Consider the following 15,469-nt stretch of genomic DNA (forward strand, 5'->3'; position numbering starts at 1 on the left):
TATGAATGATAAAAACATAGAACAGCTTGATCAATTAGTTGAAATACTTAATAGTGAAATATTAGAGTTTAAAACAGATAATAACAATAGCGTTCACCCTTATGATATCTCTGAACAACTTTTAAAACTTAGAGATATTGATGAAGATGAATACTCTAAAATGCTTAAAAGAATTCCAAGTGCTCTTCTTGCTGAAGTTTTATCTGAGATGCCAGATATTGTTCAAGAAGAGATTAGTGATCATATCAGTACTAAAAAAATAGTTGCAATTACATCGAGTATGGATACCGATGATGCAGCTGACTTTATCCAAAATATTTCTGAAGATAATGAAGAATTAGCACAAGAGATTTTAGAAAGTTTTGATGATGAAGATAAAGAGTTACTTGAACAACTTATCTCTTATAATGATGATGAAGCCGGTGCTTATATGCAAACAGAGCTTTTTAGTGCAAGAGAAGATGAAAAAATTGGTGATGCAATAAAAAGGTTAAAAGAGTTAAAAGAGATTGGAGAAGTTGATAATATTTGGCATTGTCATATTACAGATAAGCGTGGCGTTTATTTAGGAAGTGTTGGATTAGAAGAGCTTATTATTTTTGAACATGATATGAAGTTTTCTGATGTTCCAAGCGATAAACTAAGAAATTATAATGTATCCCATAAAGCTGACCTAAAAGAAGTGGTAGATATGGTTACAAACTATAACTTATCTAGTTTACCTGTTGTGGATAATAGAAATAGACTTATTGGTAGAATTACTTCAGATGACGTTTATGACATTATCCAAGATAGTGCAACTGAGCAAATCTATAACATGGCAGGGGTTAATGATGAAGCTGAGCAAGAAGAGAGTATGTATCAAATCGGTAAAAGTAGAGCGATTTGGTTAGGTGTAAACTTGCTTACTGCAATCGCTGCTTCTATTGTAATTGGTATGTTTGATGCAACTATACAATCTCTTGTTGCCCTTGCTGTACTTATGCCAATAGTAGCTTCTATGGGTGGAAATGCGGGAACACAAACATTAACCGTAACTGTAAGACAGATGGCTTTAGGTGATATTGAAAATGAAGATGCAAAAAAAACTATAATAAAAGAAGTAATAATATCTTTGGTAAATGGTTTGCTTTTTGCAGGAGTCATAGGAGTAATAGCATATTTATGGTTTAAATTACCCTTATTAGGACTTGTTATTGCAATGTCTATGGTTATCAATCTAATTAGTGCAGGTTTTTTTGGTGCAGTTATACCATTGACCTTGCAAAAATTAAAAATAGACCCAGCAATTGGAAGTACAGTATTACTTACAACTGTTACTGATGTTGTTGGATTCTTTAGTTTCTTAGGACTTGCAACTTTAATACTTCTATAATTAGATTATTGGTCTTTTATACCTCATGAAATACAGTGATGGGAGTGCAAGACCAAAACTAATTGCTCCAATAATAGAGACTGATTTTAATCCATTGTCAATAAAAATAGCAATTAACTCCATACTCACTCCATGGGAGTTCATATCAACTAAACTTATCATGGCTGTAAAAGCATAAGTTCCTGGAATCATAGGAATAATAGAAGCAACAGTATAAATAGGTCTTGGAACTAAGTTTTTTTTAGACCAATAAAGTGCAATAATTCCAATAATAACAGAAGCTAAAAATGTTGATAATTCTATTGTCAAATGTAAAGTCATAAAAAATTCTCTACAAGTATAAACAATAGCTCCACCCATAGCACAATATTTTAGTGCTGACTTTGGTACATTAAAAAGCATAGCAAATCCAACAGCTGGAATAGCTGCAAAAATAGCATGCAAAAGAATATTTTCTAAAGTATCAATCATCTCACCATCCTTTTATATTAAAAACTGACATGGCAATAATTATTCCAATAGAAGTTGCAAGTGTCAAAAGTGAAGCTTGCATCCAACGACCCCAAGCCATTGATAAATATCCCTTAGTTGCATCAAGCATTGAGTTTATAAATGGGAATCCGGGAACTAAAAGCAAAACAGAAGCTGATAAAACAATATTTGAAGTGGAACTAATATTAAAATATGATGCTAAGTGTGCAATTGCTGTTGCAAAAAAAGCAGTAATTCCAAAAGTTAAAATCAATACAAATTTCTTTTTTGCTAATTCTTGTCTTATTATCATAGCAATTGAAGAAGCGAAAAAAGTTACAAAAAAGCCATTAAAATCTATACCTCTTAAGTATCCAAAAGAAGCACAAGACAAGCCCACCATAAAAACCACAAGCCATCTATTATAATAGTTTGGTTTTATATTTTTTAAAGTAGTAGTTATATAATCAGCAGTCAAATTAGGATTTTTCTCAGCATCTATTGTCATTTTTTGTACATCATAAACAATTGACATATTAATTGGTTTGTGATGTGAACGCCTTGTTGTAGTTACTGATTGGGAGTCTTTTAAAGTAGTTAAAACAATAGCAGAAGGTATTAAAGATATCTCTACAGAATCAACACCTAAAGCACGACCAAGTCTTTGTGCAGTTTGTTCTATTAGAATACTTTCAGCTCCAAATTCTAACATTAATACAGCTGATTTTATAACAGCTCGTGTAATTTCAGTTTGTTCTTCATAATTCATTAGTTTTTTCCATAAAAGTATTTTATCACTTTTATTAAAAAACTAATGAATATAATTGTATAAAAAATAATATATTTATTAAAAACTCTTACCACTCAAACTGAAATGTTGTATGTACGATTTTAAATTTCTTTTTTAAATCATGATTTATATTATGTAAGATATCTTCATAATTATCAATATATTTTGAATCAATTTTGACATGTGCCGTCATATTGTACATATCTTGGGTAATTTCCCAAATATGTACATCATGTAATTCAATTACTTTATCTTTTTTTTCTATAAAGTTTTTTACGCTTTCTATTTCTACTGGAGAAGTTTCCATTAAAGTATTTGTAGAACTTTTTAATATACCTATTGCCCATTTCCCAATAACAAAAGCAACTAATATTGCTAATATAATATCAACAAAATACCAATGAGTAAAATAAATTATTATATATCCAATAATAATTGCTACAGAAGATAGAGCATCACTTAACATATGGATAAAAGATGATTTTAAATTAATATTATTTTTATCTCCTTGCATTAAAATTACACCAGTAATAATATTTACAACAAGTCCAATAGTCGCCACAATCATAGCAATTTTTATATCAATAACTTCAGGATTTAAAAATCGTTCAATGGCTTCATAAATAATCCACAAAATAGATAAAACTATTGTTATACCATTTATAAATGCAGCTAAAACTTCAGCTCTATAATATCCAAAAGTTTTTTCAAGTGGGGCTTGTTTACTTGCAATTATAATTGCTAAAAGTGAAATTATAAGTGCAAAGGAGTGCGTAAACATATGTATAGCATCAGAAACAAGAGCTAATGAATTTGATAAAAAGCCATAAAAGAATTCTGCAAACATTGTAATAAGTGTAATACCTAATGCCCACTTTAATACTTTTTTATCTGTTCCTCTATGGTCATGTGAGTGATCATGTGAATGTTCTTTTTCATGACTATGTGAGCAATTATGCCCATGATGATGTTCGTGTTCATGATCATGATGGTTTTTATCATCAAGAAAAGGCTTATGATCATTTAACCCAAATTTACAAGTTCCCATATTTATTTCCTTTATTTTCCATATACTTTGATTATTTCTAATAGATTATCAATTTGTGCTTCAGCTTCTGAGCTTGTGCCTTTTTTTATATTTTCTATTAAGTGACCTTTTGCATAATGTTCTATATAAGAACTTATCATACCGCTTACAGCACCTTTTATAGCAGTCAATTGTCTAATGGTTTCATAAGGGTCATTATCTAAATTGAACTTTTCGTCATTAAATTTATTTTTTAAAGAATGAACTTGCCCATGAATTCTGCTAATCCTATTTTGTAACTTTTTTCTCTCCACATCACAACAATATGCCATTTTTATTCCTTAGTATAGTATACCCCCTATAGTATATAATTTTAACTTAAATTCAATTGATAATCAATATTAAATTATTATAAAAGATAATTATCGTTCTTTTGAAAATTAATAATAATAGTTTCTTGTTTTAATTACATCTATAGGACGAAGGCCAAAAAAATGAATAAATGCATTACTGAAACTTTGTTGATATTTGTATCCAACAAAGTTTGCAATTTCTGCAATAGAGTATTCGCTTGTTTCTAAAAGTTGTTTTGCATGTAACATTTTCTGTTCAAGTATCATATTCCCAGGACTAGTACTAAAAAGTTTTTTAAATCCATATTTTAGTTTAAATTCATTAATAGCTACTTCCTTTGCTAAAGTACTTAAATCCGGGAATTCATGGGTCAAAAGTATAATATCTCGAGCTTTATATAAAGCTTCTATATCTTCATTTGAGAGTTTTATTTTTTCTTTTGTATTACATTTAGGACAAGATAATATTTCATTAAATTCATTATAAATTATTTCTAAACATTTACTTTGTAAATAAATATTGTGTAATCCTCCATGAAAAGGAGAATTATATAATTCTTTAGCAAGGTGGAGATTTTTTGAAATATCTTTTCTATAAATAGATAATGATGGAAGTTTATTTGAATTTTTTTCTTTTATATCGTTTATGTGACTAAAGTGATTTAAAAAGTTTTTCTCTAAAAAATCATTTCTTAGAATTATTCCTATTCCTTTTGATGAAGAATTTTGATCTATTATAGTAGTGGAATCATATTCATTTATATATTTTATATAAAGATTATTTTTCTTAAAAGTTTCAACTTGATTGTTCATATTATCTTTATAGTGTATTTTACCATCTAATATGATACTAATTACTAAACCCTTTACTTCAGAGATAGCTTGTAAAGCAAGAGTTTTATTTGCAAGTGCATGTGTTTTAAAAAGAAAAATATCTTCAGTAACAATTTCTTTTTTGCATGACATAAAACCCAGATTATCTGGGAAATTGATTTTGTAATCTTCTTTTAAAGTTGATGAACACATAAATTCACTCATATTGTTTAATGTAAAATTATAAGACATTTTATCCCTTAATATTAAAAAAAAATACTGATTTCTTAAAAACATACTTGAAGTTGAGAATTATTATTATTATAATCCAGAATTATTTAATATATCATTAATCTAGGGAGAGAAAATGAAAAAAGTAAATTTAGTGAAATATATTACTTGTTCCTTAATTGTGAGTTCTACTTTATATGCTAATCAAAACGTTACACTTGATGAGGTAATGGTAAGTGCAAATAAAGTTGAAGAAAGTATATCTGATGTACCTCAAAGTATTACGGTGATTACAAATGAAGAATTAGAAGAAAAAGGAATAAAAAAAGTTTTTGATGTTGTAAAAGAAGTACCTAATATGAATATAAGAGGAAATACAGGGATGGGGACTAATTTGTCATTTAGAGGATTGAATAGTTCTATGTTTACAAATAATAATCCTGTTGTCATTTATGTAGATGGTGTTCCTTATTATGATAGATATGATTTTGATCCCTCATTGGTTAATGTAGAACAAATAGAAATATTAAGAGGACCTCAAGGTACACTTTATGGGAAAGATGCCATAGGTGCAGTTATAAATATTATTACTAAAACACCTGAAAATGAATGGAGAGGAGCAATAGGTGCTGAATATGGCAATTATAACTATATGAGAACAACTCTAAATGCTAGTGGAGCTTTAATCAAAGATAAATTATTTGCTGGAATAAATGGATCATTTAAAAGTGATGATGGTTGGATTACTAATCATCATGAAGGCATGAATAAAAATGCTAATAAAAAGCAAGATAGAAAAACAAGTGGGTTTTTTTTATATAAAGCAAGTGATGAATTTTTGACTAAATTAACATTAACTGATAATTACAAGAAAAATTACTTTATTGATGGGTTTGGCTCAGATCCGAGTTTAGATATAAATAGCTTAAAACGTAAAACAGCGAAGAATGTAAATTTTGATGTGCCGACATTTGAAAAAACAAAAGTAAAATCTCAAGCAATAAATTTATCATATGAAGTGGAAAAATTTAAGATTGATTCAACAACTACACATAAAAAGTTTGATTTAGATGGACAGTATGATACTGATAACCAAGCAAATAATACTAATGATGGCTTAAAACAATTCAATTATACAAACACAGATACTTGGACACAAGAAATTAAACTTACAAGTAAAAATCAAGATATAAAGTGGATTAGTGGTGTTTATTTTGATAAAGAAAAAAGAGAACAAGGTCCTTATGGAGCAGAACAACTTTATATGGGGGCTATTTATGTAGGAGATGCATATTCTACAAGTAATAGTAAAACTCAAGCAATTTTTGGGCAAACAATGATTCCTTTGGGAGAAAAATTTGAATTAACCTTAGGTGCTAGGTATCAAAAAATAAAAAAAGAGATAGATGCTATTGCTAAATCAAGTTGGGGAGGTGTATCAAATTCTGATATAAATTATAATGATGAAAAGACTTGGAATAGTTTTTTACCTAAAGTTGCTATTTCATATAAAGTTAATGATAATTTAAAAACTTTTGCTTCTATTACAAAAGGTTATATGCCAGGTGGCTTTAACTACTACCCCTCAAATTCAAGTAGTGAAGACAATACTTTTGAGCCACAAGAATCAATTAATTATGAAATTGGTATGAAATACTTGGGCGAAAATTATTCTATTAATGCTTCAATTTTTAGAATGAATATTGAAGATATTCATGTTTATAAACAATTAAGTGGAAGCACTATTTTTCAAACATCAAATGCAAAGAAAGCTCACTCTCAAGGAATAGAAGTTGATGGAAGGTATTATTTAACTAATAATATAGAATTATCAGGAGCAGTAGGTTTTATACAAGCTAAATATGATGACTATGATAATGGAACTAAAAAATTTGATGGGAATAAAATAGAATATACTCCAAATTATACGGCTAGTTTAGGGATCGCTTATATACAAGAAAAAGGTTTATATGGGAGATTAGATATTTATTCAAGAGGAGAAACAACTTTTATTGATGGGGCAAATAGTGACAGAATGATTGAATCAAACGGAGGAATTACATCAAATATAAAAGTTGGTTATAAAGTTGGTGATTGGGATATATATAGTTATATTACTAATATTACTAATGAAGATTATGTTAATTCATATATGTCAAAAAGTGGTGGATCTTGGGTTGGGTTTAATGAACCTAGACGTTTTGGTGTAGGTGCAATTTATAAATTTTAATACCAACTTAACAAAAAATAATCCCTTTAACCTAAAATAGATATTGATATAAGTTATCAATATCTATATACTCTTTATTTAAACTTTAGGACAAATATATGAAAAAATATGAAAAACAAAAACAAGGACTTTGGAGTATTATTGCTCCAGTTAATATTTATATAAAATTTGCGATGTTCTTATCAGCTATTGGCGCAATTACTTCAGTTATGGGATTCGTCCTTTTAGCATACGTTATAGGGTTGACATCAGGTGGGTCTATTAGTTTATTTGGAATAAACTTTGAATTAAAAGAATCTTTGATTCTTTTATCTGTAATTACAATTTTTTCATTTCTGGCTAAGTATTATTCTTTTGTAATATCTCATCTTGGAGCTTTTAGGTTAGAACAAATTTTAAGAGTAAAGATTACTACTCATATGTCACAAGTTCCATTAGGTCATATAATAACTATAGGTACTGGTGCGATAAAAAAAGTTTTACTTGATGATGTGAAAAACTTGCATGCTTTTGTGGCAGATAATACACCTTTTATGGCAAAAGCAATTATTTCTCCTATTGCTTCAATGATAGCACTATTTTTTATTGATTATCGATTAGCTTTTGTTGCTTTTGGTGTATTATTAATTGGTGGCATTCTTATGAGTCTTGTGATGAAGGATTCGGTGAATTATAGGAATAATTATGAACAAAGCCAATCCGAAATCAATAAAGCAGTTGTTGAATTTATTCAAGCAATGCCAGTTGTTAGAACATTTGATGATGGTACAACTTCTTTTAAACGATATAATAATTCACTTGATCGATACCGTATGCATTTAAAAGAGTGGATAGCAACAACAAGTAATCCAGCTAGAATATCTATGACTATACTAAGTCCTATGCCAACGCTTTTAGCTATAAGTATTGCTGGATTATTTTTTATGATAAATGGCACTCTTTTATTTGCTCCTTTTATTGCTGCTTTACTTGTAAGTACAGGAATGGCAGATGCAATGATACCTTTAATGTGGATGAGTAATTTTGTCAAAAAATCAACTGCAGCTGCTATAAGAATACAAGAAATTATGGCAATTCCTACTCTAAAAATAAGTGATAAAAAAGAAAAAATCGAAAATACCAATATTGTATTTGAAAATGTTTCATTTAAATATAAGGAAGAAGATAATTACGCACTTAAAGGAGTCTCTTTTGAAGTACCTAAAAATACAGTAACGGCACTTGTAGGAGCAAGTGGAGCAGGGAAAAGTACTGTAGCAAAACTTATTCCTAGATTTTGGGATGTAACAAGTGGAACTATTAAAATAGGTGATGTAAATATCAAAAATATTGATTCAGAAACTTTAATGAATACAGTTTCCTTTGTGTTTCAAGATACCTTTTTATTTAATGATACCCTTGGAAATAATATAAAAATAGCCAATAATAATGCTAGTGACGAAGATATGATACAAGCTGCAAAAGCAGCTCAAATTCATGAATTTATCCAAAGTTTACCCAATGGCTATGAAACAATGGCAGGAGATAGAGGAACAAATCTTTCAGGTGGTCAAAAACAAAGAATTACGATTGCTCGATCGATTTTAAGGAATGCTCCTATTGTAGTGCTTGATGAAGCAACTGCTTTTGCTGATCCTGAAAATGAAGAAGAAATTATCAAAGCTTTAGCAAATCTGATGAAAAATAAAACAGTTATTGTAATTGCACATAGACTCTCAACCATAAAAGATGTTAATCAAATCATAGTATTTGATAATGGTGAAATAAAAGAAAAAGGAAAGCATGAAGAACTCTTACAGATGCAAGGGATTTATGCAAATCTTTGGAGCAATTATGAAAAAGCTCAAAATTGGGATATGCAACATATAGGAGCTGAAAAATGAAAAAGAATCAATTTACCTCTATTTCTACTATTTATAAACTCACTTTAGAATTAGCAGGTGATAAAGAAAATGAGTTTAAAAAAAGTTTGATATATTTTACCTTGGCTTTTGTATCACAAGGTCTTGCTTTTGGTATGTTTTATCCTATGTTAAAATCAATGTTTGCAGAGACATTTATTTTATCAAATACTTTTTTATATTTAGGAGTAATGGCTTTGTTTAGTGTCATATCATTTTGGGCAAAATGGAAAGGGCATGATTTTGATTATACGGGTAATATAGTAGAAATAAGTCATGATATAAGAACAAAACTCGGCGTTGCACTTAGAAAAATGCCTTTAGAAAAACTTTCAAGGTATAAAACTGGAGAATTAAATTCAATCTTTTCAAGTAATGTGGATGAGTCTGTTTTACACATGGGGATGATTGCTTCTATGTTTTTACAAATCATAATTGTACCAATAACCATTGTTATTTTTACTTTCTTCGTTGACTATCGATTGGCTTTATTGATTTTATTAATTTTGCCATTTGCTATTCCTCTTTATAATTGGAAAAGAAATGATTCAAATAAAGAAAAAGTTGAATTTAATAAAGCAAATGCAATTTTAGAAGCTGATTTTATAGAATACATTCAAGGTTTACCTGTATTAAGAGCTGTGAATAAGGTTGGAGTGAATGCTCAAAATTTACATGATTCTATAGCCCATGTAAAAGAAGTACAAAAAGAAGGATTAAATAAAGGACAAATTCCCTTTGTACTTATGGGTATCTTGATTGAAATAACTTTATTGGCATTGGTTTTTATAGGCTCATATTTTATATTAGATAATAGCTTATCTATTATAACTTTAGCTGCTGCTGTAATTGTTGTATCTAGATTATCAGAACCCTTATCTATTTTTTTAGGAGTAGTTTCAGTATTTGATATCATGGATTCAGCATTTAATCGAATAAAAGCTATTTTCGCTATTTATCCATTAATTATAGAAAAACCATATCAAGAGGCAGAAACTTTTGATATTACTTTTGATAATGTAAGTTTTGCTTATGAAAATCAGAAAACAAATGCACTTAAAAAAGTAAGTTTTTCTATGCCAAATAAAACAATGACAGCTATAGTTGGACATTCAGGTTGTGGTAAAACAACACTTACAAAAATGATTATGAGATATTCAGATCCCCAAACTGGAAGTATTAAAATTGGTGGAATAAATATAAAAAATATGAGTTCAATAGATTTGATGAAAAATATCTCAGTGGTATTTCAAGATGTATATTTATTTGATGATACTATTATGAATAATATTCGTATGGCAAATCAAAATGCTACGGATAAAGAAGTAGAAATTGCAGCCCAAAGTGCATTTTGTCATGAGTTTATTTCTAGGTTACCTGCTGGCTATAATACAACAATAGGAGATATTGGTGGAAGCTTAAGTGGAGGAGAAAAGCAAAGAATAAGTATAGCAAGAGCTATATTAAAAAATGCACCCATAGTAATTCTTGATGAACCCACTGCTGCTCTTGATACTCAAAGTGAAGTCGCTGTACAAAAAGCTATTGATAAACTTCTTGAAGATAAAACAGTAATAGTAATTGCTCATAGACTTTCTACTATTTCAAGTGCAGATAATATCCTTGTATTAGATAATGGAGAAGTGATTGAGATGGGTACTCATAATGAATTAGTAAATAACAAAGACAAATATTTTGATATGTGGTCTGCTCAACAAAGAGTAAAAGAATGGAGTCTGGATGCATAAATGTTCTGCTTTGAATATCCAATCTATTTTTCTATTAGCTAGTTTATATATTACTCAATATGTGGGATTTTCTTTCTTTTCAGTTGCAATTATTGCAATCTGGCGAAAAAGTGGCATGCCATTGGAACAATTAGGCTTTTTTTCTTTAATTAGTTTAGTTTGGGTTGTAAAGTTTTTATGGGCTCCTTGGGTAGATAGATATGTTACAAAACACGAGGGATATTACTCTAGTTTTCTTAAAATAGTTCAGCTTTTATTGATTATATCAAACTCTTTTTCTTCTTTTTTTGATGTTATTGAAGATAAATTAATCATAATTATATCTTTGGTTTTAGTGGGACTTTTAGCAGCTAGTCAAGACATAGCAACAGAGGGATTAGCTTTTAAACTTTTAAATATAAATGAAAGAGGATTGGGAGGTACTCTTAAAACAACAGGAGGAATTATTGGAAATATTGTAGGCGTTGGGGGAGCTTTAGCCATTTATGAGTATTTTGGTTGGAGTGCTACTATATTACTTTTAGCTTTTATTACAACTATTACTCTTATTCAATTATTTTTTTATAAAGAATCTAAGTGTGAAGTTGAACATACAATCCATGATATTTCATGGAGACTTTTTTATCAATTTTGGAATAAAAAGGGGCGTTTGTTATTACTTATTTTATTAATAATTTATCCAATAGGAATGAGTATGTCCTATGCTTTACTAACTCCAATATTGGTAGATGCTGGTTATTCTTTAGATAAAATTGGGTTTATAAATGGTGTAGTTGGAAGTGTCATAGGTGTTATTGCAGCCGTTATTAGTGGTTTTTTATTAAGAATATTTTCAAGGAAAACGATGCTTATTAGTATTAGTATTTTTGAAGGTTTTGGTTTTTTAACACTATTATTTCTTGTTAATGGTCACTCAAATATTTTATTTGCTTCCTTATCTATGGGAATTATTTTTATAAGTTATAGTGCTTCTATGCCAATTATTCATGCGCTTATGATGGATCAATTATCAACAAAATCACCTACAACTGAATATGCTTTACAGTTTACACCTTTAATGTTAACAGGTGTTATTGCTAGTGTATTTGGTATTTCTTTATCTGGAATTTTTGGATATAACACGATGATTATTGTTTCCTCATTATTTTCATTTATCTCAATGATATATGTAGTATTATTTTTTAAAGGAATTATAAATGAAAGAGATTAAACCATTAATAGGGATTACTATTTTATGTGTTTCTTCAATGATGGCATTTTTAGCCGTAGTAGGTCCAATTATTAGAAAACTAAATTTGCAAGAGTGGCATGCCGGTGTTATGGTAGCACTTGCTGGTATTGCTTGGATATTTTTGTCAAGATTTTGGGGTAAAAAAAGTGATATTTTTGGAAGAAAGAATATTTTATTATTAAGTATTTTTGGATTTTTCATATCTTATTTACTCTTAGCAATATTTGTAAATTATGCTGTTATTACTCCACCTTTGGTAATTATTTCTTTTATAGTTCTAATAATAACTAGACTACTTATAGGAGTCTTTTATTCAGCAATTCCGCCAGTTTGTAATGCTTTAATAGCTGATAAAGTAAAATCTGGAAAAAGAACTTCATATATGGCTAGTTTAGGTGCCTCAAATGGCTTAGGGATGATTTTAGGTCCAATTATTGGCGGTGCATTGGCAACTTATGGGTTAGCTATTCCTTTATATGCTGCTGCGATTTTGCCTTTATTTGCTGTTTTTATTGCCCTTTTCTTTTTAGAAAAAGATAGAAAGATAGAAAAAATAAAAGACACACCTTTGCATTTTTTAGATAAAAGATTAAGACTTCCAATGATTGCATCATTTATTACAATGTTTAGTATAGTCACATCACAAATTTGTTTAGGATTTTTTATTCTAGATAGATTTCAAACGAATGAGATTGAAACAGCAAAAATCACAGGTTATATATTAGCCATTATTAGAGTCGTTTTTATCTTAACTCAAATTGTTGTTTCAAAATTAAAATCTGTAAAACCTATAAATTGGTTAACTTTAGGTGCAACATTTAGTGCTATTGGTTATTTATTAATAGGAATAATTACCACAAAAGAAGAATTAACGATGGCTTTTTGTATAGGAACTATTGGGCTAGGAATGATAATGCCTGCATTTTTAGCAATTACAGCAAATAGTGTAGAGGCTCATGAACAAGGAATTGCAGCTGGGACAGTATCTTCAGCACAAGGTCTTGGAATAATAGTTGGACCACTTTTAAGTACTATTTTGTATTCAATAAATCCTAATTTCCCATTTGTTTTTGCGGGAATTACATTTATAATATTGTTTGCAGTTAGCTTGTTATACAAAAAGACAAAAGTGATATGTTAGAGGTTTTGGTTTTAGCATTTGCACTTAGTATGGATGCCTTTGCTGTATCTATTGGACTTGGAATAAAAAGTAATGAAAACTTAAAAATATTAGCATTAAAAGCTGGATTATATTTTGGTTTTTTCCAAGCTCTAATGCCATTTATTGGATATTTAGGTGGAGTTGGATTAAAAGATTATATTGGTAGTTTTGATTATATCATTGCATTTTTATTATTGCTTATAATTGCTATTAAAATGATTATGGAAGCGCTAGGAGAAAATGTTGAAGAAGAGATAACAAAAGTCTCAACAAAAATATTATTTACTTTAGCTATAGCAACAAGTATTGATGCTATGGCTGCAGGTTTTTCACTTCACTTATTTAATTTAAATATATATTTATCACTATTTATTATTGGAATTATAACATTTATATTTAGTTTTATTGGTGTTATGATTGGCTCAAAAGGAACTAAAAAGTATGAAAGTAAAGCTGAAATATTTGGTGGAATAATCTTAATAATTATTGCATTTAAAATTCTTATTCAAAATATTAACTTATAAATTACAATATACAAATAAAAAGTAAGTAAGGATTAACCAAAAGTGTGTAAAATTCCAAAAAAGAAATAAAAGGCTATTAATGAAAAAATTAACATTAATTTTTCTTACTTTATCAACTCTATTATTTATAGGTTGTTCAGATGAGAAAAAAGGTGCAGATACAACAGCAAATGAAAAAGTCATTAAAGTTGGAACTTCAGGTGCATATTTTCCATTTACATTTTATAAAGATGATAAACTACAAGGGTTTGAAATTGATGTTTGGAATGCCATTGGTAAAAAATTAAATGCAAAAATTGAGTTTAAAACTGCTAAGTTTTCAGGACTATTTGGAATGTTAGAAACTGGTAAAATTGATACTATTTCAAACCAAGTAACAATGACAGATAAAAGAATAGAAAAATATGACTTCACAACTCCTTATGTATACGATGGTGCGCAAATTATCATAAATAAAGATAATAATGATATAAAATCTTTTGATGACTTAAAAGGTAAAAAAGTTGGTGTAACTTTAGGTACAAATTATGCACAAATTGTAAGAAGTTTAGATAAAAACAATGAAATTGAACTTGTAACATATGAAGGAAATGGATTTGAACAAGATGTAAAATTAAATAGAATAGCAGCTTTTGTTCAAGATAGAACTTCTGCGGTTGAACTTATTAAAAAAACTAAATTGCCTTTAAAAATAGTGGGGGAACCTCTTGAAATATTGACAAACTCTTTTCCTTTTGTAAAAAATGAAAAAAATAAGACATTGATCAAAGAAGTAAATGAAGCTATTGAAGAACTTAGAAAAGATGGAACATTAAAAAAGATCTCTATATATTGGTTTGATACTAATATTACAGATAAATAATGAAAACATTTGATGTAGATTACGCATTGGGAATTTTCCCAATACTATTTAAATATATTGATATTACAGTATCTATGGCACTCATAGGAACTGTAATAGCACTATTTATTGCAATATTAATTGCTATAATGAAAACATATAAAGTAAAAGTTATTTCTCAATTTTGTGATTTGTATATCTCATTTTTAAGGGGAACTCCTTTATTAGTTCAACTATTTTTACTATATTATGGACTTCCTCAAATATTTCCAGTTTTTGCAAATTTAGATGCATATTCTGCATCAATTGCTGGTCTATCTTTACACTTTTCTGCATACATGGCAGAATCAATTAGAGGAGCTATTTCATCAATTGACAAAGGTCAATTTGAGGCTTCTTCTTCATTAGGTTTGTCAAACACACAAACTTTCATATATATTATATTACCTCAAGCAATTAGAGTTGCAGTGCCAAGTTTGATGAATAACTTCATTGATTTAATAAAAAGTACATCTCTTGCATTTACACTAGGTGTACCTGAAATAATGGCAAAAGCTCAACTTGAAGCTTCTAGTAGTTATAAATATTTTGAGTCATTTCTTGCAGTTGCATTAGTTTATTGGGTTATTGTTTTAGTATTTACATATATTCAAAAGAAATTAGAAAAGAAACTTAATAAAGCCTATGCTGTTTAGTTATTCATTCTTATAATTTACCCTTAACACTTTTAAACGATTTTTTTGATACAATATTTTTTTTATAAGGAAATCAT

14 protein-coding genes are annotated in these 15,469 nt (G+C 28.6%); 9 read left to right on the plus strand and 5 right to left on the minus strand.

Annotation, left to right across the window (positions count from 1 at the left end; all coding sequences use genetic code 11):
- Position 1 precedes the first annotated feature (1 nt).
- Positions 2–1,375, plus strand: coding sequence for a magnesium transporter (gene mgtE / locus CRU95_RS07330; protein WP_129100495.1), 1,374 nt, complete (start codon positions 2–4; stop codon positions 1,373–1,375).
- On the opposite strand, the gene CRU95_RS07335 is transcribed toward mgtE, so the two are convergent.
- The 5 genes from CRU95_RS07335 to CRU95_RS07355 form a co-directional block, all read right to left on the minus strand.
- Positions 1,376–1,846, minus strand: a complete 471-nt coding sequence (locus tag CRU95_RS07335) for a threonine/serine exporter family protein (protein ID WP_129100496.1) — start codon at positions 1,844–1,846, stop codon at positions 1,376–1,378.
- 1 nt (position 1,847) lies between these two features.
- Positions 1,848–2,615, minus strand: a complete 768-nt coding sequence (locus CRU95_RS07340; RefSeq protein WP_129100497.1) for a threonine/serine exporter ThrE family protein — start codon at positions 2,613–2,615, stop codon at positions 1,848–1,850.
- Between the two features lie 88 nt (positions 2,616–2,703).
- Positions 2,704–3,684: a cation diffusion facilitator family transporter gene (locus CRU95_RS07345; RefSeq protein WP_129100498.1), complete on the minus strand. Its 981-nt coding sequence runs from the start codon at positions 3,682–3,684 to the stop codon at positions 2,704–2,706.
- Positions 3,685–3,695: 11 nt separating this feature from the next.
- The gene (locus CRU95_RS07350; RefSeq protein WP_013134343.1) at positions 3,696–3,995 is read right to left on the minus strand and encodes a metal/formaldehyde-sensitive transcriptional repressor; all 300 of its coding nucleotides are present in this window, start codon (positions 3,993–3,995) and stop codon (positions 3,696–3,698) included.
- A gap of 108 nt (positions 3,996–4,103) precedes the next feature.
- A complete protein-coding gene (locus tag CRU95_RS07355) occupies positions 4,104–5,081 on the minus strand; it encodes an AraC family transcriptional regulator (RefSeq protein WP_129100499.1) in 978 nt (325 codons plus the stop codon).
- Positions 5,082–5,196: 115 nt separating this feature from the next.
- Here CRU95_RS07355 and CRU95_RS07360 point away from each other — a divergent pair, with 115 nt between their 5' ends.
- The 8 genes from CRU95_RS07360 to CRU95_RS07395 all read left to right on the plus strand — a co-directional run bounded on the left by CRU95_RS07360 (position 5,197) and on the right by CRU95_RS07395 (position 15,392).
- Positions 5,197–7,290, plus strand: a complete 2,094-nt coding sequence (locus CRU95_RS07360; protein WP_129100500.1) for a TonB-dependent receptor — start codon at positions 5,197–5,199, stop codon at positions 7,288–7,290.
- A 98-nt stretch (positions 7,291–7,388) separates the two neighbouring features.
- Positions 7,389–9,173, plus strand: a complete 1,785-nt coding sequence (locus CRU95_RS07365) for an ABC transporter ATP-binding protein (RefSeq protein WP_129100501.1) — start codon at positions 7,389–7,391, stop codon at positions 9,171–9,173.
- Positions 9,170–10,939, plus strand: coding sequence for an ABC transporter ATP-binding protein (locus tag CRU95_RS07370; RefSeq protein ID WP_129100502.1), 1,770 nt, complete (start codon positions 9,170–9,172; stop codon positions 10,937–10,939). The genes CRU95_RS07365 and CRU95_RS07370 overlap by 4 nt, the downstream gene beginning before the upstream one ends.
- On the plus strand, positions 10,932–12,149 hold the full coding sequence (locus CRU95_RS07375) for an MFS transporter (RefSeq protein ID WP_129100503.1): 1,218 nt from the start codon (positions 10,932–10,934) through the stop codon (positions 12,147–12,149). The genes CRU95_RS07370 and CRU95_RS07375 overlap by 8 nt, the downstream gene beginning before the upstream one ends.
- Positions 12,136–13,311 (plus strand): MFS transporter, encoded by a 1,176-nt coding sequence (locus CRU95_RS07380; RefSeq protein WP_129100504.1) that lies wholly within the window; start codon positions 12,136–12,138, stop codon positions 13,309–13,311. Before CRU95_RS07375 ends, CRU95_RS07380 begins: the two co-directional genes overlap by 14 nt.
- Positions 13,305–13,856 carry a manganese efflux pump gene (locus CRU95_RS07385; RefSeq protein WP_129100505.1) on the plus strand — a complete coding sequence of 184 codons (552 nt, stop codon included), beginning with the start codon at positions 13,305–13,307 and terminating at the stop codon, positions 13,854–13,856. The genes CRU95_RS07380 and CRU95_RS07385 overlap by 7 nt, the downstream gene beginning before the upstream one ends.
- Positions 13,857–13,935: 79 nt before the next feature.
- Positions 13,936–14,718 carry an amino acid ABC transporter substrate-binding protein gene (locus tag CRU95_RS07390; RefSeq protein WP_129100506.1) on the plus strand — a complete coding sequence of 261 codons (783 nt, stop codon included), beginning with the start codon at positions 13,936–13,938 and terminating at the stop codon, positions 14,716–14,718.
- Complete coding sequence (locus CRU95_RS07395) at positions 14,718–15,392, plus strand: amino acid ABC transporter permease (protein ID WP_129100507.1); 675 nt, start codon at positions 14,718–14,720, stop codon at positions 15,390–15,392. The genes CRU95_RS07390 and CRU95_RS07395 overlap by 1 nt, the downstream gene beginning before the upstream one ends.
- The last annotated feature ends 77 nt before the right edge of the window (positions 15,393–15,469 follow it).

The organism is Arcobacter sp. F2176 (assembly GCF_004116465.1).
GTDB lineage: Bacteria > Campylobacterota > Campylobacteria > Campylobacterales > Arcobacteraceae > Arcobacter > Arcobacter siniprincipis.

Excerpts from the sequence above, each read along its gene's own strand:
- CRU95_RS07355 (WP_129100499.1), bottom strand. The coding sequence starts at position 5,081 with ATGTCTTATAATTTTACATTAAACAATATGAGTGAATTTATGTGTTCA.
- CRU95_RS07385 (WP_129100505.1), top strand. The coding sequence starts at position 13,305 with ATGTTAGAGGTTTTGGTTTTAGCATTTGCACTTAGTATGGATGCCTTT.
- CRU95_RS07335 (WP_129100496.1), bottom strand. The coding sequence starts at position 1,846 with ATGATTGATACTTTAGAAAATATTCTTTTGCATGCTATTTTTGCAGCT.
- CRU95_RS07350 (WP_013134343.1), bottom strand. The coding sequence starts at position 3,995 with ATGGCATATTGTTGTGATGTGGAGAGAAAAAAGTTACAAAATAGGATT.
- CRU95_RS07380 (WP_129100504.1), top strand. The coding sequence starts at position 12,136 with ATGAAAGAGATTAAACCATTAATAGGGATTACTATTTTATGTGTTTCT.
- CRU95_RS07345 (WP_129100498.1), bottom strand. The coding sequence starts at position 3,684 with ATGGGAACTTGTAAATTTGGGTTAAATGATCATAAGCCTTTTCTTGAT.
- CRU95_RS07390 (WP_129100506.1), top strand. The coding sequence starts at position 13,936 with ATGAAAAAATTAACATTAATTTTTCTTACTTTATCAACTCTATTATTT.
- CRU95_RS07360 (WP_129100500.1), top strand. The coding sequence starts at position 5,197 with ATGAAAAAAGTAAATTTAGTGAAATATATTACTTGTTCCTTAATTGTG.
- CRU95_RS07370 (WP_129100502.1), top strand. The coding sequence starts at position 9,170 with ATGAAAAAGAATCAATTTACCTCTATTTCTACTATTTATAAACTCACT.
- CRU95_RS07395 (WP_129100507.1), top strand. The coding sequence starts at position 14,718 with ATGAAAACATTTGATGTAGATTACGCATTGGGAATTTTCCCAATACTA.
- CRU95_RS07340 (WP_129100497.1), bottom strand. The coding sequence starts at position 2,615 with ATGAATTATGAAGAACAAACTGAAATTACACGAGCTGTTATAAAATCA.
- mgtE (WP_129100495.1), top strand. The coding sequence starts at position 2 with ATGAATGATAAAAACATAGAACAGCTTGATCAATTAGTTGAAATACTT.
- CRU95_RS07365 (WP_129100501.1), top strand. The coding sequence starts at position 7,389 with ATGAAAAAATATGAAAAACAAAAACAAGGACTTTGGAGTATTATTGCT.
- CRU95_RS07375 (WP_129100503.1), top strand. The coding sequence starts at position 10,932 with ATGCATAAATGTTCTGCTTTGAATATCCAATCTATTTTTCTATTAGCT.